This window comes from Enterobacter sp. CPE_E1241, assembly GCF_045618265.1.
Lineage (GTDB): Bacteria > Pseudomonadota > Gammaproteobacteria > Enterobacterales > Enterobacteriaceae > Enterobacter > Enterobacter adelaidei.
On record NZ_JBIWYV010000001.1, the window covers coordinates 3112100 to 3131003 of the forward strand.

Annotated in this window: 20 protein-coding genes, 2 pseudogenes and 1 other annotated feature; of the genes and pseudogenes, 13 read left to right on the top strand and 9 right to left on the bottom strand. The window is 53.6% G+C overall.

Going from position 1 to position 18904, the window contains the following annotated elements:
• The first annotated feature begins 144 nt into the window (after window positions 1-144).
• A protein-coding gene (locus tag ACJ9Y9_RS15335; RefSeq protein WP_134708787.1) for an IS3 family transposase occupies window positions 145-1265 on the top strand; the annotation gives its coding sequence in 2 pieces (ribosomal slippage) (window positions 145-403 and window positions 403-1265; 1122 coding nt in all).
• Here the strand turns inward: ACJ9Y9_RS15335 and ACJ9Y9_RS15340 are convergent.
• The 4 genes from ACJ9Y9_RS15340 to ACJ9Y9_RS15355 form a co-directional block, all read right to left on the bottom strand.
• Window positions 1258-2055: a hypothetical protein gene (locus ACJ9Y9_RS15340; RefSeq protein WP_028018492.1), complete on the bottom strand. Its 798-nt coding sequence runs from the start codon at window positions 2053-2055 to the stop codon at window positions 1258-1260. The two genes, ACJ9Y9_RS15335 and ACJ9Y9_RS15340, sit on opposite strands and share 8 nt — an antisense overlap.
• Window positions 1994-4129, bottom strand: a complete 2136-nt coding sequence (locus tag ACJ9Y9_RS15345; protein ID WP_229255547.1) for a host specificity factor TipJ family phage tail protein — start codon at window positions 4127-4129, stop codon at window positions 1994-1996. The genes ACJ9Y9_RS15340 and ACJ9Y9_RS15345 overlap by 62 nt, the downstream gene beginning before the upstream one ends.
• A complete protein-coding gene (locus ACJ9Y9_RS15350) occupies window positions 4116-4481 on the bottom strand; it encodes an NlpC/P60 family protein (protein WP_028018493.1) in 366 nt (121 codons plus the stop codon). Before ACJ9Y9_RS15350 ends, ACJ9Y9_RS15345 begins: the two co-directional genes overlap by 14 nt.
• Before the next feature lie 152 nt (window positions 4482-4633).
• Window positions 4634-4765, bottom strand: coding sequence for a hypothetical protein (locus ACJ9Y9_RS15355; RefSeq protein WP_255662044.1), 132 nt, complete (start codon window positions 4763-4765; stop codon window positions 4634-4636).
• Between the two features lie 83 nt (window positions 4766-4848).
• Between ACJ9Y9_RS15355 and ACJ9Y9_RS15360 the strand changes: the two genes are divergently transcribed.
• Both ACJ9Y9_RS15360 and ACJ9Y9_RS15365 read left to right on the top strand, forming a co-directional pair.
• A complete protein-coding gene (locus ACJ9Y9_RS15360; RefSeq protein WP_028018494.1) occupies window positions 4849-5049 on the top strand; it encodes a hypothetical protein in 201 nt (66 codons plus the stop codon).
• 10 nt (window positions 5050-5059) lie between these two features.
• The gene (locus ACJ9Y9_RS15365; protein WP_028018495.1) at window positions 5060-5251 is read left to right on the top strand and encodes an AlpA family transcriptional regulator; all 192 of its coding nucleotides are present in this window, start codon (window positions 5060-5062) and stop codon (window positions 5249-5251) included.
• Here ACJ9Y9_RS15365 and ACJ9Y9_RS15370 read toward each other — a convergent pair.
• Window positions 5232-6409, bottom strand: a pseudogene (locus tag ACJ9Y9_RS15370) (tyrosine-type recombinase/integrase). The gene ACJ9Y9_RS15365 and the pseudogene ACJ9Y9_RS15370 overlap by 20 nt on opposite strands.
• A gap of 181 nt (window positions 6410-6590) precedes the next feature.
• Here ACJ9Y9_RS15370 and sbcB point away from each other — a divergent pair.
• Window positions 6591-8015, top strand: coding sequence for an exodeoxyribonuclease I (gene sbcB, locus ACJ9Y9_RS15375; RefSeq protein ID WP_028018496.1), 1425 nt, complete (start codon window positions 6591-6593; stop codon window positions 8013-8015).
• A gap of 59 nt (window positions 8016-8074) precedes the next feature.
• Here sbcB and ACJ9Y9_RS15380 read toward each other — a convergent pair whose 3' ends face one another.
• The 4 genes from ACJ9Y9_RS15380 to ACJ9Y9_RS15395 form a co-directional block, all read right to left on the bottom strand.
• Window positions 8075-9433: an APC family permease gene (locus ACJ9Y9_RS15380; protein ID WP_032666924.1), complete on the bottom strand. Its 1359-nt coding sequence runs from the start codon at window positions 9431-9433 to the stop codon at window positions 8075-8077.
• Entirely contained in the window at window positions 9423-9485 is a 63-nt protein-coding gene (yoeI, locus tag ACJ9Y9_RS15385) for a membrane protein YoeI (protein ID WP_099458931.1), read from the bottom strand. Before yoeI ends, ACJ9Y9_RS15380 begins: the two co-directional genes overlap by 11 nt.
• 219 nt (window positions 9486-9704) lie before the next feature.
• Window positions 9705-10634, bottom strand: coding sequence for a LysR substrate-binding domain-containing protein (locus tag ACJ9Y9_RS15390; RefSeq protein ID WP_028018498.1), 930 nt, complete (start codon window positions 10632-10634; stop codon window positions 9705-9707).
• A gap of 41 nt (window positions 10635-10675) precedes the next feature.
• Window positions 10676-11500, bottom strand: a complete 825-nt coding sequence (locus ACJ9Y9_RS15395) for an SDR family oxidoreductase (protein WP_028018499.1) — start codon at window positions 11498-11500, stop codon at window positions 10676-10678.
• A gap of 175 nt (window positions 11501-11675) precedes the next feature.
• Here ACJ9Y9_RS15395 and hisL point away from each other — a divergent pair, with 175 nt between their 5' ends.
• The 9 genes and pseudogenes from hisL to hisIE all read left to right on the top strand — a co-directional run bounded on the left by hisL (window position 11676) and on the right by hisIE (window position 18891).
• Window positions 11676-11726, top strand: a complete 51-nt coding sequence (gene hisL / locus ACJ9Y9_RS15400; protein WP_001364200.1) for a his operon leader peptide — start codon at window positions 11676-11678, stop codon at window positions 11724-11726.
• Window positions 11702-11825, top strand: a sequence feature (His leader region). Its footprint overlaps the gene before it by 25 nt.
• Before the next feature lie 45 nt (window positions 11826-11870).
• Window positions 11871-12770: an ATP phosphoribosyltransferase gene (gene hisG, locus ACJ9Y9_RS15405; RefSeq protein WP_028018500.1), complete on the top strand. Its 900-nt coding sequence runs from the start codon at window positions 11871-11873 to the stop codon at window positions 12768-12770.
• A 5-nt stretch (window positions 12771-12775) separates the two neighbouring features.
• Window positions 12776-14079, top strand: a pseudogene (gene hisD, locus ACJ9Y9_RS15410) (histidinol dehydrogenase).
• Window positions 14076-15137: a histidinol-phosphate transaminase gene (gene hisC / locus ACJ9Y9_RS15415; protein WP_028018502.1), complete on the top strand. Its 1062-nt coding sequence runs from the start codon at window positions 14076-14078 to the stop codon at window positions 15135-15137. Before hisD ends, hisC begins: the two are co-directional and overlap by 4 nt.
• Window positions 15134-16201, top strand: a complete 1068-nt coding sequence (gene hisB / locus ACJ9Y9_RS15420) for a bifunctional histidinol-phosphatase/imidazoleglycerol-phosphate dehydratase HisB (protein ID WP_028018503.1) — start codon at window positions 15134-15136, stop codon at window positions 16199-16201. The genes hisC and hisB overlap by 4 nt, the downstream gene beginning before the upstream one ends.
• Window positions 16201-16791 carry an imidazole glycerol phosphate synthase subunit HisH gene (gene hisH, locus ACJ9Y9_RS15425; RefSeq protein ID WP_028018504.1) on the top strand — a complete coding sequence of 197 codons (591 nt, stop codon included), beginning with the start codon at window positions 16201-16203 and terminating at the stop codon, window positions 16789-16791. The genes hisB and hisH overlap by 1 nt, the downstream gene beginning before the upstream one ends.
• A complete protein-coding gene (gene hisA / locus ACJ9Y9_RS15430; protein WP_028018505.1) occupies window positions 16791-17528 on the top strand; it encodes a 1-(5-phosphoribosyl)-5-[(5-phosphoribosylamino)methylideneamino]imidazole-4-carboxamide isomerase in 738 nt (245 codons plus the stop codon). Before hisH ends, hisA begins: the two co-directional genes overlap by 1 nt.
• A complete protein-coding gene (gene hisF / locus ACJ9Y9_RS15435; RefSeq protein ID WP_028018506.1) occupies window positions 17510-18286 on the top strand; it encodes an imidazole glycerol phosphate synthase subunit HisF in 777 nt (258 codons plus the stop codon). Before hisA ends, hisF begins: the two co-directional genes overlap by 19 nt.
• On the top strand, window positions 18280-18891 hold the full coding sequence (gene hisIE, locus ACJ9Y9_RS15440; RefSeq protein ID WP_028018507.1) for a bifunctional phosphoribosyl-AMP cyclohydrolase/phosphoribosyl-ATP diphosphatase HisIE: 612 nt from the start codon (window positions 18280-18282) through the stop codon (window positions 18889-18891). Before hisF ends, hisIE begins: the two co-directional genes overlap by 7 nt.
• Window positions 18892-18904 lie beyond the last annotated feature (13 nt).

The window sequence follows — 18904 nt, forward strand, 5'->3', positions numbered from 1 at the left end:
CAAACCAACAAACACCACAAAGAGATGCGTATTTTATATCAGAATTAACAACTCTATTGTTAACACCCCTTGGCTGACCTGCTCCTGTTGATTAATACACCCCGATGTTAGTAATGTCTTCATAAGCCACATGAGGACATCCCCATGAAGAAGCGTTTTTCCGACGAACAGATCATCAGTATTCTTCGCGAAGCGGAAGCCGGAGTTTCTGCCCGTGAGCTCTGCCGTAAGCACGCCATTTCCGATGCCACTTTCTACACCTGGCGCAAGAAGTTTGGTGGCATGGAAGTTCCTGAGGTGAAGCGGCTTAAATCTCTTGAAGAGGAGAACGCCCGCCTCAAGAAGCTACTTGCCGAAGCCATGCTGGATAAGGAGGCACTTCAGGTGGCTCTGGGGCGAAAGTACTGACGACAGACCAGAAGCGGGAAGCCGTTGAGTTTATGTGTGATGCGACCGGTCTGTCGCAACGTCGTGCCTGCAGGCTTACAGGTTTGTCCCTGTCGACCTGCCGCTACGAGGCTCAGCGTCCGGCAGCTGATGCGCATTTATCAGGGCGCATCACTGAGCTGGCACTGGAGCGCAGGCGTTTTGGCTACCGCCGCATCTGGCAGCTGCTGCGTCGGGAGGGCCTTCACGTCAATCACAAGCGGGTATACCGTATTTACCACCTTAATGGACTGAGCGTAAAACGCAGACGACGCCGTAAAGGGCTGGCAACCGAACGGTTTCCGCTTCTGCGCCCGGATGCGCCGAACCTGACATGGTCGATGGATTTCGTTATGGACGCACTGGCCAACGGTCGGAGGATCAAGTGCCTGACCTGTGTGGATGATTTCACGAAGGAGTGTCTGACAATCACCGCTGCTTTCGGTATTTCAGGCGTTCAGGTCACGCGTATTCTGGACAGCATCGCGCTGTTTAGGGGCTATCCGGCGACAATAAGAACCGATCAGGGCCCGGAATTTGCCTGCCGCGCGCTCGATCAATGGGCCTTTGAGCATGGTGTGGAACTACGGCTTATCCAGCCAGGTAAGCCAACGCAGAACGGATTTATTGAGAGTTTTAACGGACGCTTTCGCGATGAGTGTCTGAATGAACACTGGTTCAGCGATATTCTTCATGCCCGGAAAACGATTAATGACTGGCGGCAGGATTATAACGAGTGCCGTCCCCATTCATCGCTGGATTACCAGACACCAGCTGAATTCGCAACGGACTGGCGAAACAGGAAATATGAAGAAAAACCAACCGACATTACTAACTGAAGGTTGTATCTAATCCTGGGGGCAGGTCAAATCCACTCCATATGTCTGTGTCCTGTACATTAGGGATATATCCCTCAAATGACTGGACGACGTCTGAAGGTAAATTATTTAGCGATGCATCGCGTTTAATTGTATACGGAGTGCCGATTAGCATGATGTTCAATGGCCCAACGCGTGAACCACTTCCATCAGTAATGGTGATAAGACTGTTTGATTTTATAGTCGAACTAGGTGTTCCCCAAAAATTTACCCTACCAGGGTACGCAATGTCTCTTGTGATGATCCACTCTCCATCTGGAAAGAAGAATGGTAGCCCGGACTGAAGTGCCGATTCTAATGCGTCCGAACAGTCTTCACCTGACACGCCCCCAAACCAAGTGATCGGGCTGGCAATTTTCCTTAGGTCACTTCTTAAAGTCGCATCTCCAACGCTTAACGACTTACCAACACCAATGCCTCCTGTGGAATCTGGTGTTGAACCAGCGGGGACGTTTTTCGGAAACGCGCCATCCCAACGATAATACTCACCTGTCGCCTTTAGACGAAGAACCTGGTTAGGTACAGTGAGACTATTACCGTCTTCAAAACTGTCGAGTGTAATATACCCAAAAGCTGAAATAGCCTGTTGAGCTACCCAACGCAAGCCCTCAATTGTGTAATGTTTTTTGCCGAATCTGTCTTCATATTCATGCTGCAGTGAGGTAACAAATTCGTCAATTTTCCCCGCGTTAAATTTCAGGTCGCGAGGTGATTCGCTTGGTACTGGCAGATTGGTTGGTTGCGTAGCCATATTCATTCACCTTCGAGTTCATCTTCGTCCGGGAGAAAATCAGACGCTTCGTTTCGCGCATCGCACGCTCCCTCGCCTGGAACTCGTTACGAAATCCGACGATCTCCAACTTGTTCGGGTTCTCTGCCTCCTGCTCTACGATGATGCCGTTAAGTACACGGTAGTTGATGTACGTCTTGTTGTTCGTTGTCGGGTGAACGTATGAGACCTGAACGCCGTCATAGCCGCCAGGAAGCGTGGCTTCGTAGGTGATTTTGTACTCGTCAGTCTTCATGTTTGCCCGGTTGAATACTGCCGCCGGATAATCCACTTTCTGGTCACGGGTAAACGTCAACACGCCATCATCCCAGGACGCGACCACGGATGCTGCGTTGCAGATTGCCTGCACGCGATCGCCCAGCGCGTCGTTTTCGTCGTCAAACGTATAGTCGAAGTAACCCAGGCGCTCATCCGGGAAGCTTTCGGCGATCGAGTACAGCCCGTAGAGGTCAATGCTGCTTGCCGGCTGCCCTCCCATGATCAGCCAGGTATGAGCCACCGCATCAGCAAACGAACGAGACGGGCGCAGCGTGTAATCAACTGTCTGCGTGTTCAGGTCGTATGATATGGTGTGACGTGTCACCAGGGCGTTGTACTTGCGGTCGCGACTGCCAAGAGCGTTCTCTGTTGCCCTCACCTTCACGCGGACCAGCGTATCGGTGGGATGGACAACGTTTGTGCGCACGTTTACAGCGTGGATCTCTTCAAGTTTAAGTATCGAGGCATCACCAGAGTTATCGGTGCGCTGCAGGTTAATAGCGTACTTCCCGAAACCACCTGTTGGTATAATCTTGTCCGTACGATAGAACGTCTCGCTGTCCTGCTTGTGCCAGGTTGTCTGCTGGAATATCAGCGTCTGCTGGGTGCCGGGGATCATGTTGTAGTCGTCATCAATTTTCCACAGCACTACCTTCCAGTTGGTTTGCTTCTTCGGTCCGAGACTGCTTTGGGTGTGGATCCACAACTGCGTTGACTCCACTGGTGAAAAGAACGTCCCGACGACCAGCGCCTCGTTATCATTCAGTACGAATGTGGTCGTGTTTATCGTTGCGCCAGTAGGAATATCAGGAGGACCGTCCAGATCGCCCATGGTGAAGGTGTACCAGCGAACCGGATTTATCACCGCGCCGTCGTTTGTTTCTACAGCAGAAACAAGTGTCCCTGAAAACGTGGCATCAGTCGTTACCGACCCGGATGCGGTTGCATACGTCACGTTGATAGTGAACGTTACAGCGTGAGGCAGAACCAGGCCCATGAAATAATCGAACTCAGCCTCTTTAACGATTTTCATCGCTAACTGACCACCGGCATACGTGCCGCTGACCACGGTGTTTGCCGTCGCGGTTTCGACAGGGAATGACTCTCCCTGGTTTGCGCCTGGCACCTCCTGACCGTCGACATCATCGAAGCTGTAGCCTTCGTTAATCGACGGGATGACCTCGCCAGGCTGGATGAACTGGTATTCAGCGCCGGCCATACTTCCAAGACTTGATTCTGAATAGCGCACAGACTCGTAATCGTACTTGCCGATCTCGATACACATCCATTCAGTCACGTATTTCTTACCGCCGTCACGCACGCCCGTGCTGATGTATTCAAACAGTGATTCCTGAATCAGATCGGGGAATGAACGCACCTGGCCGTAGATATCCGGCTTGGCTTTGTAGACGCGAGCTGTGTTTATCTGTCCGGTCAGACTATTGTTCGGTGAGTCGACGGTATTGCCGCCAGTGTTGGCGATGGCCGGTTTCGGTGCCAGGAAAGAAAACACCTGCCCCACTACTTTGAAGATCGGACTCAGGATATCGCCCACAATACCCTTCGGCTGGTCGAATATCTGGATATGGTCCAGTTCGCTCAACTCAAACGCCAGCTCGTCATCGTCGCTCAACTTCACACCGTTGCGGACGATCAGCAGGTCACGGTGAAAATTAGCGTCATTGGCCGCCAGCCAGTCATAAAAAAGGGTGCCGTTTGGCACCCTGCAACGCAGCTTAGGCGTTCCTGGAAAGTTCGATATCTCAACCAGCGCCATAAGAAAAATACTCCACTTTGGTGAATGCCCGCTGAATGACCAGCAACGAGTCCATGCGTACGCTTCCGTTCTCGCCGCGCGAGTGCAGCGCCTGCCTGTTCAGCACCAGGCCAACATGCGCCGGTTGCACGCCGCGGTATCCGACGAATATCCCGCCATCGACCGGCTTATCGACCTGGCGCCAGAAAACCACGTCACCTTGATAGCAGGTGAAGAAATCCTCACCGGCTTCATAGTCCGGCGTCTGGTGCAGTTCAATGCCGCGAACGTGTCGGTAATACAACACGCACAATCCCCAGCAGTCGACCTTATCGAAGGAGCAGGCCCGGTTAGACCAAGGCACGCCGATCATCCTGCTGATAAAATCAGAGGTACTGAAGTCCCGTGTACTCGACTGGATCATAAAGGCGACCAATATTGTTGTTCAGTGGGTTTGTGACGGACAGAGTAACCGATGCGGAGTCGGCGTCGATGTCCACCGTCTTAACGTATAACTGCCAGGACTTAATCGGTACCGACACGTCGCCGCTGTCGAAGATCTGCCTCGTGGCCATGATGGCCGTTAGTCTGGCAGCGCCCTTCCACTGCTTCATCAGCGCTTTGATAACCGCTTAACAGCAGGAGCGCCCTATGCATTCAAACCCCATGACCTGGCTCATCGCCGCACTTATGGCGCTGGGCGCTCTCACCTCATTTCTTCACGAACCGGAAGGTGTGCAATGGCTGCTTTTAATGTGGGCGCATTAGCCCAGAAGAAGACCGGCGGACTGACGGGAATAGTCGAAAGCCTGCAGGATCCTGACAGCGACAATCCGAAGTTCTGGGTGCGGTGGGACGACAGAGATTATTCAGTGCATCCGGAAAACGAATTGCGCGCGGCCACAATCGATGGGCCACGCCTGTATAAAGAAATGGCGTAAGGAGATCACAATGACCGATACCAGCCTGATTCCAGAAAAAGAAGTGATGAACAAGCTTGGGGTTTCATCACGCCAGACCATCTGGAACTACACCAACCGGCACGGGTTTCCCAAGCCAGTCAGGACACACCCGAAAGCGTACCTGCGGGAAGCTGTTGATGGATGGATCCTCAATGGCGGCGTTAACCAGAAATGTTCCTGATGTGCCAGAACAGCTTATCAGCGTGAAGCTCATACGCTTTGCACTGAGCCTCTATCCAGTCGTGTTTGTTGTACACGGCCATTACCCCGCCAAGTTCATGCCCGAGCATCCTCTCAGTAACATGAGGCTCGACATCCATTTCAGACAGCCTTGTTACCAGCGTCCTCCTGAAGTCGTGGGTTCGCCAGTATCCAAGGTCCATTCCCCCCCTTATTCGATTAACGAATCGGTTGGCGGCCGCAATGCTGATCGGTTCGTTTATATCCTCCCCGGGGAAAAGCACATCATTGTAAGTTGTCATGGCCTTTTCGAGGAAAGGCATAATCTGTTCGAAGATGGGGCGGCGGATGACGTTTCCCATTTTGCTGTGCTCTTTTGGCACAGTCCAGACGTTGTCCAGCAGGTCAAATTCGGTCTTGGTTGCCAGCCTGAGCTCTGAGAGCCTCGCCCCCCACAGCATCAGCATCTGGTGAAGAAGCTTGTTTGACGTAGAAGCCCTGCTTCTTTCAATGGCAAGCCATATCTGAGCAAGCTCGTTATAGGACAGCACGCGATCGCCTACTTCTGCGCGGGAACCGAAGTCTCTTGGCTGGATGCCCATAATTGCGCAACTATCTATCACCTGACGTCGCATGCACCAGCTTATTGCCGATCTTAACTGACTGAGCATCTGGCGCGCGCGGCGTGGATTATCCCTTTCCTCTTCGGTGAGTAGATCCACCCACTGCTTTACCGTGATGGAGGATGCTGGTCGATTAGGGAACGCGTCATGCATCCGTTTCATAACCGTTGAGCGGTATAGTGCCTGGTCTTTTCCCTGAGTGTTGTAGAGACGTAATTATCGAACCAGTAATCGAGGCACTGAGCGACCGTCAGAGAGTTTTGCGTCTTCTCCTCAAAATAGGAGCGTGGATCTGTGTCGGAAAAATAAAGGTTCCGTAAATCAGACGTGATCTGCTTGGCATCCTTTAACGACACCGACGGGTAGCGACCAATGCCAAGACGATGAGGTTTACCATGCCAGCGATATCGGTACTGGAACTGGATGACCCCCTTTGGAGAAATGCGCACGCTGAGGCCATCAGCATCAGCCACTTCTTGTGGGCCCGAATATGGTTTACCATAAATGGTACGCAGTTTTGTGTCGCTGATAGCCATAAATAATATTTGGTACGCTCTGAAATAGTGGTTTGGTACACTTCTGGTACGCAATATCACATGGACATCAAGACACAGTAAACAACTATATTTAACGTTCGTGGACAAACTCAGGTGAGAAAAGGGTTGTTTTTCGAGTAATAACAGGCAGTTAATTAACTATTGTGGACAATCTTAAACAATGGCAGACACAGATAAACAACCAACCTTCCTCTTTCACGACTACGAAACCTTTGGTACGCACCCGGCGCTGGACCGACCGGCGCAGTTTGCCGCCATCCGTACCGATGACGACTTCAATATTATCGGCGAGCCTGAGGTCTTTTACTGCAAACCGGCTGATGACTACCTGCCGCAGCCTGGGGCGGTTATGGTTACCGGGATTACCCCGCAGGAAGCGCGGGAAAAAGGCGTTAACGAGGCAGAATTCGCCCGACGCATCCACGATCTGTTCACCGTCCCCAATACCTGCGTGGTGGGTTATAACAACATCCGTTTTGATGATGAAGTGACGCGCAATATTTTCTATCGCAACTTCTACGACCCGTATGCCTGGAGCTGGCAGAACCGTAATTCTCGCTGGGATTTACTCGACATCATGCGCGCCTGCTACGCATTACGCCCGGAAGGTATTAACTGGCCGGAGAATGATGAAGGACTGACGAGCTTCAGGCTGGAACATCTGACGCGCGCCAATGGCATTGAGCACAGTAATGCCCACGATGCGATGGCAGACGTGTATGCCACCATTGCCATGGCGAAGCTGGTGAAAACCGCTCAGCCAAGGCTGTTTGAGTATCTGCTGAGCCACCGCAGCAAACAGAAATTGACCACGCTGATTGATGTACCGCAGATGAAACCGCTGGTGCATATCTCCGGTATGTTCGGTGCCTGGCGCGGCAACACCAGTTGGGTTGCGCCACTGGCCTGGCATCCGGACAACCGTAATGCGGTCATTATGGTGGATTTAGCTGGCGATATCTCGCCGCTGCTGGAACTCGACAGCGCTACCCTGCGTGAACGGCTTTACACACCGAAAAATGAACTCGGCGATCTGCCTGCGGTGCCGGTTAAACTGGTGCATATCAATAAATGTCCGGTACTCGCGCAGGCCAATACGCTGCGCCCGGAAGATGCTGACAGACTGGGCATTAACCGACAACACTGCCTGGATAACCTGAAAGTGCTGCGCGAAAACCCGCAGGTGCGTGAGAAAGTGGTCGCCATTTTTGCAGAAGCAGAACCGTTCGTTCCGTCTGAAAACGTGGATGCCCAGCTATACAACGGTTTCTTCGGCGATGCCGACCGCGCGGCGATGAATATCGTCCTGCAAACCGAGCCGCGTAACCTGCCGGCACTGGATATCACGTTCGCTGATAAGCGCATTGAAAAGTTGATGTTTAATTACCGTGCGCGTAACTACCCGGGAACCCTCGATGAAGCGGAACAGGAACGCTGGTTGCAACATCGTCGTAATGTCTTTACGCCAGAGTTCCTGCATAGCTATGCTCAGGAGCTGGAGATGCTTTATGCTCAGTATGAAGGGAATGCTGAAAAACAGGCACTGTTGAAATCCCTGTTCCAGTACGCACAAGAGATAGTCTGAATTAGAGATATAAAAAAACCGGAGGCGATGGTCTCCGGTTTTTTTTAGTGCGTTAAAACTCAGGCAACGTCTTCGTACTGAGGAACCGGGTTGCGGAAGCTTTTTGTTACGCAAGCCAGGTAAATCAGACCGATAGCACCCCAGATCAGACCCAGAACCATAGAGCTCTCTTCCAGGTTAATCCACAGTGCGCCAACAGTCAGCGCGCCACACACTGGCAGCACCAGATAGTTGAAGTGGTCTTTCAGCGTTTTGTTGCGCTTCTCACGGATCCAGAACTGCGAGATCACAGAGAGGTTAACGAAGGTGAACGCCACCAGAGCACCGAAGTTAATCAGCGCAGTTGCTGTCACCAGGTCAAATTTAATCGCCAGCAGAGCAATAGCACCAACCAGCAGCACGTTCCATGCAGGAGTACGCCATTTCGGATGAACATAACCAAAGAAGCGAGTCGGGAACACACCGTCACGGCCCATCACGTACATCAGACGAGAAACGCCTGCGTGTGCCGCCATACCGGATGCCAGTACGGTTACGCTTGAGAAGATCAACACGCCCCACTGGAAGGTTTTACCTGCCACGTACAGCATGATTTCAGGCTGTGACGCATCCGGATCTTTAAAGCGAGAGATATCCGGGAAGTACAGCTGCAAGAAGTAAGAGGCACCGATGAAGATCATACCGCCAATCAGCGCGGTCAGGAAAATCGCTTTCGGGATCACGCGCTCAGCGTCTTTGGTCTCTTCTGACAGAGAAGAGATACCGTCAAAGCCGAGGAACGAGAAGCACAGAATCGTCGCACCGGTGATCATCGGCACTACATGCGCACCTTCAGACCAGAATGGACGCGTGCTGGTCAGTGTACCTGCACCTTCACCGTGAGAAACACCGTAGATGATCAGGCCAACGATTACCGCAACAATACCCATCTGCAGAATAACAATCAGGGTGTTGAAGTTCGCCACGGTCTTGATGCTGCGCAGGTTAGAGATGGTCATAAAGGCCACCAGCGCCACAACGAAGATCCACGACGGTACGGAAGGTACCAGCGCTTCAAAGTAAATTTTTGCCAGCAGAATGTTGATCATCGGCATGAACAGGTAGTCCAGCAGTGATGACCAGCCCACCATAAAGCCTACCGCCGGGCTAATGGATTTCTGAGCATAGGTGTACGCAGAGCCTGCGGACGGGAAACGGCGAACCAGTTTACCGTAGCTCAGCGCAGTAAAGAGAATAGCGACCAGTGCAAAGGCGTACGCCGTTGCAACGTGACCGTCAGTAAGGCCTGATACGATACCGAATGTATCGAACAGCGTCATTGGTTGCATATAGGCCAGGCCCATCATAACAACCGGAATCAACGTAAGTGTTTTACGTAATTCCACGCGAGAGGTGTTTGGAGTTGCGTTATGCGACATAGTTATTCTCCTTTACGGTGATAACCGCCACGTAAGCGAAAAATTGCCCCATTTCTTTATTCCTCAGCGACAACAACTGTCGGATTTTAGTAAATATCTATCCGGTACGAAGCCCGGCCTCTTGGTTTTTAGTTTCGTTTCGTACATGCAAAAAAAAATAACCGACGCCTTTTATATCGTCGATTATTCATTTGGTTGCAGCGGCCGCATTTTGCCCCACATCGGATACAAAAGGCAATACTTTGCAATGCCCTGGGTGATTTTCTTTTTGCTAACTGGCTGATTTCTCGACGCTGGCCTGAGAGTAAACGGCAGCGATAGCACTATTTGCTAAAATTTCGTCTCGCCACCAGCTGCTTGCCAGTCCAGAGGTTTGTTCATTCCAGCCCACCCACGCTGATTCATTACTGCTTTGAGCAAGCACCTGTTTTTCAACCAGCGCCCCGCTATCAATAAACCGCTGCGCAAGATAACGAGGCAAATAGCCGCAACCCAGACCACTGATTTGCAATTCCAGCTTGGTTTTAAAATCAAAAACGGTAATGGCTTCCTGCTCATCAAGTAATTGCGAGGAAACCGCACACTCTGGCCGTGAACTGTCCCCCACCACAATCGCACGGTAGCCTTTAATAACCCGGCGATTAATAGGCTCCGGCTCCTGAGCAAGCGGATGATGCGGCGCAACGGCAAAAACCTGCTCCAGCACGCCCAGACGGGCAAAACCAAAATCACTCAACTGGGGAGGTTCATGGAGTGCACCGACGAAAATATCCGCCCTTCCCTGGATTAACGCATCCCAGGAACCGCCCAGCACACCGTTTATAAAGATAAGCCGGGTTACGCTGTGGTGTTGATAAAATGCCTCAATCAGCGGCGTAAGAAGCGAAAATGGAAAGGTATCATCGACTCCTATAACCAGCTCATTTTCCCATCCCTGATGAAGCTTGACGGCCTGCTTTTCCAGTTCGCGAACGGTATGGAGGACTTCACGTCCTTTTTCCAGCAGCATCTGCCCGGTACGGGTAAAACGCGCGCGGTGCCCGGAGCGATCGAGGATCTGAATATTGAGATCGCTTTCCAGTTTTTGAACGGTGTAGCTCAGCGCCGAAGGGGTTTTGTAGAGCTTTGCTGAGGCGGCTGCAAAGCTCCCTTCTTTTTCCAGTGCATCCAGAATAATAAGAACATCAAGCAGCGGTTTCATGCTCGCCCCCTTCTGGTGTGCGATCGTCTCCGCTGCGAGACTTATTCCATGGGCATCACCAGCGGATCGGGATACTGATACTCAAATCCCAGCTCATGGCAAATGCGATTGCCATCAACAATTTTGCCTTTGCTTTCATCCTTTGTCTCACCAAAAACCGGCGGAGCCAGGCCCAACTGACGTGCCATTAGCGGGTAAAACGTACTACGCGTCGGATGAGAAGGCGCACATATATTATAGATGTGTCCACCTTTTGGAGCCTGTAAGAGTAGCTCAATTGCGCCAATAACATCGTCAAGATGCACAAGATTGACAACATGTTGCCCGTCTGGCGCTGACTTTCCGGCAAAAAAACGTCCCGGATGGCGCCCAGGCCCCACCAGCCCCGCCAGACGGACGATATCAACCTGCGTGCCGGGTAGATTATGCAGCCAGTCTTCCAGCTCTTTCAGTACCTGGCCGCTCACGGTAACAGGATTGCGCCCGGAGCTCTCTTTCACCACACCTTCGACATCGCCATAGACTGATGTCGAGCTGGTAAAAATAATGCGCGGAACATGGTGTGCCAGCGCGCTGTCGACAATCTCCTGCATCGCCTGCAGATAAAACGACTCGCCCGGACCACTGCGCCGCGCGGGTAGCGTAATTACCAGCGCATCGACGTTCATCAGCGTGTCCAGATCGTCAGCATCACACACCAGCTCGGGTTCCAGACGCAGTTCGACACCATCAATACCGCACATACGCGCTGCTTCTACCCCATCCGCCGTGGTTTTGCTCCCGGTCACTTGCCAGCCTTTCGCGGCTAATGACATCGCCAGCGGCATTCCCAGCCATCCTAAACCGACAATCGCGACCTTTTTCATGCGAATTCTCCTGACTCGTACTCGTCTTTCATAAGGCTACGCCAGCCCGGCAGAACACACAATTCATAGCATCAATATGAAATGAATTAATGATCAAAAAAAGCCCTTGCAATATGTTGCACAACTGGTTTAGGTTAAAAGACATCAAATGAATAAGCATTCATCGAGAATTTATATGACACGCGTTCAATTTAAACACCACCATCATCACCATCACCCTGACTAGTCTTTCAGGCGATGTGTGCTGGAAGACGTTTGGATCTTCCAGTGGTGCATGAACGCATGAAAAAGCCCCCGGAAGATCTTCTTCCGGGGGCTTTTTTTTGGACCAAATTCAGACAGGTTAAAACAGGTTAACGAGGAATAAAGAATGTTAGATAACTCACGTTTACGCATAGCTATTCAAAAATCAGGTCGTTTGAGTGACGATTCACGCGAACTGCTGGCCCGCTGCGGGATCAAAATTAACCTGCACACCCAGCGCCTGATTGCTCTGGCTGAAAACATGCCCATCGACATTCTGCGCGTGCGTGATGACGATATCCCAGGCCTGGTGATGGATGGCGTCGTTGACCTTGGCATCATCGGTGAAAACGTGCTGGAAGAAGAACTCCTGACCCGCCGTGCACAGGGCGAAGACCCGCGTTACTTCACCCTGCGTCGCCTGGATTTCGGCGGCTGCCGCCTGTCGCTGGCAACGCCGGTCGATGAAGCCTGGGACGGCCCGGCTGCACTGAACGGCAAACGTATCGCCACCTCCTACCCTCACCTGTTAAAGCGTTACCTGGACCAGAAAGGCGTGCAGTTTAAATCCTGTCTGCTGAATGGCTCTGTTGAAGTCGCCCCGCGTGCAGGTCTGGCGGACGCCATCTGTGACCTCGTCTCAACTGGCGCGACGCTGGAAGCGAACGGCCTGCGCGAAGTGGAAGTTATCTATCGCTCAAAAGCCTGTCTGATTCAGCGTGACGGCGACATGGCCGATGCCAAGCAGCAGTTGATCGACAAGCTCCTGACCCGTATTCAGGGCGTGATCCAGGCGCGTGAATCCAAATACATCATGATGCACGCGCCAACCGAGCGTCTGGATGAAGTGATTGCTCTGTTACCAGGCGCCGAGCGCCCAACTATTCTGCCACTGGCGGGCGATCAGCAGCGCGTGGCGATGCATATGGTCAGTAGCGAAACCCTGTTCTGGGAAACCATGGAAAAACTGAAGGCGCTGGGGGCAAGCTCAATCCTGGTGCTGCCAATTGAGAAGATGATGGAGTAACGGCCATGGGTTTTAACACAATCATCGACTGGAATAATTGTAGCGACGCACAACAACGTGAGTTGCTGATGCGCCCGGCGATTTCCGCCTCCGAAAGCATTTCACGCACCGTGGCGGAGATCCTTGAGAACGTCAAAGCCCGTGGCGATGACGCGCTGCGTGAATACAGTGCCAAATTCGACAAGACTGAAGTGGATGCGCTGAAGGTTACCGAACAGGAAATCATTGATGCCAGTAATCGTCTGGGTGATGACATCAAGCAGGCGATGGCCGTCGCGGTGAAAAACATCGAGACCTTCCACACCGCGCAAAAGCTGCAAACTGTGGATGTTGAAACCCTGCCTGGCGTGCGTTGCCAGCAGGTGACCCGCCCGGTAGCGTCCGTTGGACTGTATATCCCTGGCGGTTCGGCTCCGCTGTTCTCCACCGTATTGATGCTGGCTACCCCGGCGCGTATTGCGGGTTGTCAGAAAGTGGTGCTCTGCTCTCCGCCACCGATTGCCGATGAGATCCTCTACGCAGCAAAGCTGTGCGGCGTACAGGCGGTCTATAAAGTGGGTGGCGCACAGGCGATTTCTGCCCTCGCGTTTGGCACCGAATCCATTCCAAAGGTCGACAAAATTTTTGGCCCGGGCAACGCCTTCGTGACCGAAGCCAAGCGCCAGGTCAGCCAGCGTCTGGACGGTGCGGCAATTGACATGCCTGCCGGTCCGTCTGAAGTATTGGTCATTGCCGACAGCGGCGCTACGCCGGACTTCGTCGCGTCCGACCTGCTGTCTCAGGCGGAACACGGCCCTGACTCGCAGGTCATTCTGTTGACGCCGGATGCCGATATGGCAACACGCGTCGGCGAAGCTGTCGAGCGCCAGCTTGCTGACCTGCCCCGCGCCGAAACGGCACGTCAGGCGTTAGCCGCCAGCCGTCTGATTGTGGCGCGCGATCTGGCGCAGTGCATTGCCATCTCTAACCAGTACGGCCCGGAGCACCTGATTATTCAGACCCGAAATGCACGCGATCTGGTCGACAGCATCACCAGCGCAGGTTCGGTTTTCTGGGTGACTGGTCACCGGAATCCGCTGGCGATTACGCGTCCGGCACCAACCACGTCCTGCCGACGTATGGTTATACCTCAACCTGTTCAAGCCTCGGCCTGGCGGATTTCCAGAAACGCATGACCGTGCAGGAACTGTCCCGCGAAGGATTTGCCTCGCTGGCATCCACCATTGAAACGCTGGCAGCCGCTGAACGCCTGACCGCCCACAAAAATGCCGTAACGCTGCGCGTTGCAGCCCTGAAGGAGCAAGCATGAGCATTGAAGAATTAGCCCGTGAAAATGTCCGTCAACTGACTCCGTATCAGTCTGCACGTCGTTTAGGTGGTAAAGGTGATGTCTGGCTGAACGCTAACGAATTCCCGACAGCGGTCCAGTTTGAGCTTTCTCAGCAAACCCTGAACCGCTATCCGGAATGCCAGCCAAAGGCCGTTATCGAAAACTACGCGCAGTATGCAGGAGTGAAGCCGGAGCAGGTGCTGGTCAGCCGTGGAGCCGATGAAGGTATTGAGCTGCTGATCCGCGCCTTCTGCGAGCCGGGCAAAGATGCGGTGATGTACTGCCAGCCTACCTACGGCATGTATAGCGTCAGCGCGGAAACCTTCGGTGTGGCGTGTCGCAACGTCCTCTCGCTTGACAACTGGCAGCTGGATCTGCAGGGCATTGCCGATAATCTAGATGGTGTAAAGGTGGTGTTTGTCTGTAGCCCAAACAACCCGACCGGGCAGATTATCAACCCGCAGGATATCCGTACCCTGCTGGAGATGACGCGCGGCAAAGCCCTGGTGGTCGCTGACGAAGCCTACATCGAGTTCTGCCCGCAGGCGACGCTGACAGGCTGGCTGGAAGAATATCCGCACCTGGTCGTGCTGCGTACGTTGTCGAAAGCCTTCGCCCTCGCCGGTCTACGTTGTGGATTCACGCTGGCCAATAAAGAGGTCATCGACCTGCTGTTGAAAGTGATTGCACCCTACCCGCTTTCGACGCCGGTTGCCGATATTGCAGCACAGGCGCTGACCCCACAGGGGATCAACGCGATGCGCGATCGTGTGGCGCAAATCCTGGAGGAACGTCAATATCTGGTGACCGCCCTGAAGGATATCCCGTGCGTGGAGCAGGTGTTCGATTCGGAAACCAACTACATCCTGGTGCGTTTCACTGCATCCAGTGCCGTATTTAAATCTTTATGGGATCAGGGCATTATCTTACGAGACCAGAATAAACAACCTTCCCTGAGCGGGTGCCTGCGCATTACCGTAGGCACCCGCTCAGAGAGCCAGCGCGTGATTGACGCCCTGAAAGCGGAGAAAGTATGACCCAGAAGATCCTTTTTATCGATCGTGACGGCACCCTTATTTCGGAGCCACCAGCCGATTTTCAGGTCGATCGTTTCGACAAGCTGGTTTTTGAACCGGACGTGATCCCCGTACTGCTTAAGCTGCAAAACGCCGGGTATAAGCTGGTGATGATCACTAATCAGGACGGTCTGGGTACCGACAGCTTCCCGCAGGCGGACTTTGACGGCCCGCATAATCTGATGATGCAGGTGCTGACCTCTCAGGGCGTGGTCTTTGATGAAGTGCTGATTTGCCCACACATGCCGGCCGATGAGTGCGACTGCCGTAAACCGAAAGTAAAACTGGTGGAGCGCTATCTGGCGGAAGATGTGCTGGATAAAACCAACAGCTATGTCATCGGCGATCGCATTACCGATATTACGCTAGCGGAAAACATGGGTATTGAGGGGCTGCGCTACGATCGTAACGGTCTTAACTGGGCAAAAATTGGTGAGCAGCTAACCAAACGTGACCGCTATTCCCACGTTGAACGTAACACCAAAGAGACGCAGATTGACGTGAAGGTCTGGCTGGATCGCGAAGGTGGCAGCAAGATCCACACCGGTGTGGGTTTCTTCGACCATATGCTGGATCAGATTGCCACCCACGGCGGTTTCCGCATGGAAATTATCGTAAAAGGCGACCTTTACATTGACGATCACCACACCGTGGAAGATACCGGCCTGGCGCTGGGTGAAGCCCTGAAGCTGGCGCTTGGCGATAAGCGCGGCATCAACCGTTTTGGCTTTGTCCTGCCGATGGACGAGTGCCTGGCGCGCTGCGCTATGGATATCTCCGGACGCCCGCACCTGGAATATAAAGCCGATTTCAACTACCAGCGCGTGGGCGATCTCAGCACTGAAATGGTTGAGCACTTCTTCCGTTCATTGTCCTACACCATGGGCCTGACGTTGCACCTTAAGACCAAAGGCAAAAACGACCACCACCGCGTGGAGAGTCTGTTCAAGGCTTTTGGCCGTACCCTTCGCCAGGCGATCCGCGTGGAAGGTGACGCCCTGCCTTCATCGAAAGGAGTGCTGTAATGAATGTGGTGATTCTGGATACCGGATGCGCCAACCTGAACTCCGTAAAATCGGCGATTGCGCGCCACGGCTATGAGCCGGTGGTGAGCCGTGACCCGGACGTGGTGCTGCGCGCCGACAAACTCTTTTTACCGGGCGTGGGAACCGCGCAGGCCGCGATGGATCAGATTCGCGAACGCGAGTTGGTCGACCTGATCAAAGCCTGTACCCAGCCGGTGCTGGGCATTTGCCTGGGTATGCAGATCCTGGGCCGCCGCAGTGAAGAGAGCAACGGCGTCGACCTGCTGGGCATTATTGAAGAAGACGTGCCGAAAATGACCGACCACGGCCTGCCTCTGCCGCATATGGGCTGGAACCGCGTGTACGCCAAAGCGGGCGACAGGCTGTTTCGCGGCATTGAAGACGGCGCATATTTTTACTTCGTGCACAGCTACGCCATGCCGGTAAATCCCTACACCATCGCTCAGTGCAATTATGGTGAAGCGTTTACCGCAGCGGTGCAGAAAGATAACTTCTTCGGCGTGCAGTTTCACCCGGAACGCTCTGGCGCCGCAGGCGCGCAGCTGCTGAAAAACTTCCTGGAGATGTGATGATTATTCCCGCTTTAGATTTAATTGACGGCACGGTTGTTCGTCTTCATCAGGGCGATTACGGCCAGCAGCGTGACTACGGGAACGACCCGCTGCCACGTCTGCAGGATTACGTGGCGCAGGGTGCACAGGTGCTGCATCTGGTTGATTTAACGGGTGCTAAAGACCCGGCGAAACGCCAGATCCCGCTACTCAAAAAGCTGGTCGCTGGCGTGAATGTCCCCGTCCAGGTAGGTGGTGGCGTGCGCACTGAAGAGGACGTTGCAGCTCTGCTTGAAGCAGGTGTGGCGCGCGTTGTCGTTGGCTCTACCGCCGTAAAAGACCCCGAAATGGTCAAAGGCTGGTTCCGCCGTTTTGGCGCGGATGCGCTGGTACTGGCGCTGGACGTGCGTATTGATGAACAGGGTAATAAACAGGTTGCGGTCAGCGGCTGGCAGGAAAACTCCGGCGTGACGCTGGAAGAGCTGGTTGTTATTTATCAACCCGTTGGCCTGAAGCACGTGCTGTGCACCGATATCTCCCGCGACGGCACGCTGGCGGGCTCTAACGTCTCGCTGTATGACGAGGTCTGTGCACGTTTTCCGCAGGTGGCTTTCCAGTCTTCGGGTGGAATTGGCGATCTGAAAGATATCGCCGCGCTGCGCGGTACCGATGTGCAGGGCGTGATCGTTGGACGCGCCCTGCTGGAAGGAAAATTTACTGTGACGGAGGCGATTCAATGCTGGCAAAACGGATAATCCCTTGCCTGGACGTGCGCGACGGCCAGGTGGTGAAAGGCGTGCAGTTCCGCAACCACGAGATCATTGGCGACATCGTCCCGCTGGCAAAACGCTATGCTGATGAAGGGGCTGACGAGCTGGTGTTTTACGATATCACCGCTTCCAGCGATGGCCGCGTGGTCGATAAAAGCTGGGTGGCGCGCGTAGCAGAAGTGATTGATATTCCATTCTGCGTGGCGGGTGGAATTAAATCCGCTGACGACGCGGCCAAAATTCTCTCGTTTGGTGCCGACAAGATTTCCATCAACTCCCCTGCTCTGGCCGACCCGGAGCTGATTACTCGCCTGGCCGATCGCTTTGGCGTGCAGTGCATTGTCGTTGGGATCGACACCTGGTATGACGACGCAACGGGCAAATATCACGTTAATCAGTATACCGGCGATGAAAGTCGAACCCGTGTGACCCAATGGGAGACCCTCGACTGGGTGCAGGAAGTGCAGAAGCGTGGCGCGGGCGAGATTGTCCTTAACATGATGAACCAGGACGGCGTGCGTAACGGCTATGACCTCGAACAGCTGAAAAAAGTGCGTGCGGTTTGCCACGTCCCGCTGATCGCCTCCGGCGGCGCGGGCACCATGGAACACTTCCTGGAAGCCTTCCGCGATGCAAACGTGGACGGCGCGCTGGCCGCGTCCGTGTTCCACAAACAGATTATTAATATTGGTGAGTTAAAAACGTTCCTGGCCGGCCAGGGCGTGGAGATCAGGGTATGTTAACAGAGCAACAACAGGCACAGCTGGACTGGGAAAAAACGGGCGGACTACTGCCGGTGGTGGTTCAGCATGCCGTTTCGGGCGAAGTACTGATGCTGGGGTATATGAACCAGGACGCGCTGGCTAAAACGCTCGACAGCGGCAAAGTCACGTTTTTCTCGCGCACCAAACAGCGTCTGTGGACCAAAGGGGAAACCTCAGATCATTTCCTGAACGTGGTCAGCATAACGCCCGACTGCGATAACGACACCCTGCTGGTACTGGCAAACCCAATCGGACCAACCTGCCACAAAGGCACCAGCAGCTGCTTCGGCGAGGCGAGTCACCAGTGGCTGTTCCTGTATCAACTGGAACAACTGCTGGCTGAACGTAAAACAGCGGACCCGGAGAGTTCCTATACCGCGAAGCTGTATGCAAGCGGAACTAAGCGTATCGCACAAAAAGTCGGTGAAGAAGGCGTTGAAACGGCTCTGGCCGCGACCGTGCATGACCGCGAGGAACTGACCAATGAAGCGTCTGATTTGATGTATCACCTGCTGGTGCTGCTGCAGGATCAGGAGCTGGACTTGACGGCGGTGATAGAGAATCTTCGTAAACGGCATAAATAAAAAAACCGGGGAA

Coding starts and splice junctions, on each gene's coding strand:
- hisB (WP_028018503.1), top strand. CDS start 15,134: ATGACCCAGAAGATCCTTTTTATCGATCGTGACGGCACCCTTATTTCG.
- ACJ9Y9_RS15390 (WP_028018498.1), bottom strand. CDS start 10,634: ATGAAACCGCTGCTTGATGTTCTTATTATTCTGGATGCACTGGAAAAA.
- ACJ9Y9_RS15365 (WP_028018495.1), top strand. CDS start 5,060: ATGACCGATACCAGCCTGATTCCAGAAAAAGAAGTGATGAACAAGCTT.
- ACJ9Y9_RS15345 (WP_229255547.1), bottom strand. CDS start 4,129: ATGGCGCTGGTTGAGATATCGAACTTTCCAGGAACGCCTAAGCTGCGT.
- hisIE (WP_028018507.1), top strand. CDS start 18,280: ATGTTAACAGAGCAACAACAGGCACAGCTGGACTGGGAAAAAACGGGC.
- ACJ9Y9_RS15395 (WP_028018499.1), bottom strand. CDS start 11,500: ATGAAAAAGGTCGCGATTGTCGGTTTAGGATGGCTGGGAATGCCGCTG.
- ACJ9Y9_RS15355 (WP_255662044.1), bottom strand. CDS start 4,765: ATGCATAGGGCGCTCCTGCTGTTAAGCGGTTATCAAAGCGCTGATGAA.
- ACJ9Y9_RS15380 (WP_032666924.1), bottom strand. CDS start 9,433: ATGTCGCATAACGCAACTCCAAACACCTCTCGCGTGGAATTACGTAAA.
- hisH (WP_028018504.1), top strand. CDS start 16,201: ATGAATGTGGTGATTCTGGATACCGGATGCGCCAACCTGAACTCCGTA.
- ACJ9Y9_RS15360 (WP_028018494.1), top strand. CDS start 4,849: ATGGCTGCTTTTAATGTGGGCGCATTAGCCCAGAAGAAGACCGGCGGA.
- hisG (WP_028018500.1), top strand. CDS start 11,871: ATGTTAGATAACTCACGTTTACGCATAGCTATTCAAAAATCAGGTCGT.
- hisA (WP_028018505.1), top strand. CDS start 16,791: ATGATTATTCCCGCTTTAGATTTAATTGACGGCACGGTTGTTCGTCTT.
- hisC (WP_028018502.1), top strand. CDS start 14,076: ATGAGCATTGAAGAATTAGCCCGTGAAAATGTCCGTCAACTGACTCCG.
- ACJ9Y9_RS15340 (WP_028018492.1), bottom strand. CDS start 2,055: ATGGCTACGCAACCAACCAATCTGCCAGTACCAAGCGAATCACCTCGC.
- hisF (WP_028018506.1), top strand. CDS start 17,510: ATGCTGGCAAAACGGATAATCCCTTGCCTGGACGTGCGCGACGGCCAG.
- sbcB (WP_028018496.1), top strand. CDS start 6,591: ATGGCAGACACAGATAAACAACCAACCTTCCTCTTTCACGACTACGAA.
- ACJ9Y9_RS15350 (WP_028018493.1), bottom strand. CDS start 4,481: ATGATCGGCGTGCCTTGGTCTAACCGGGCCTGCTCCTTCGATAAGGTC.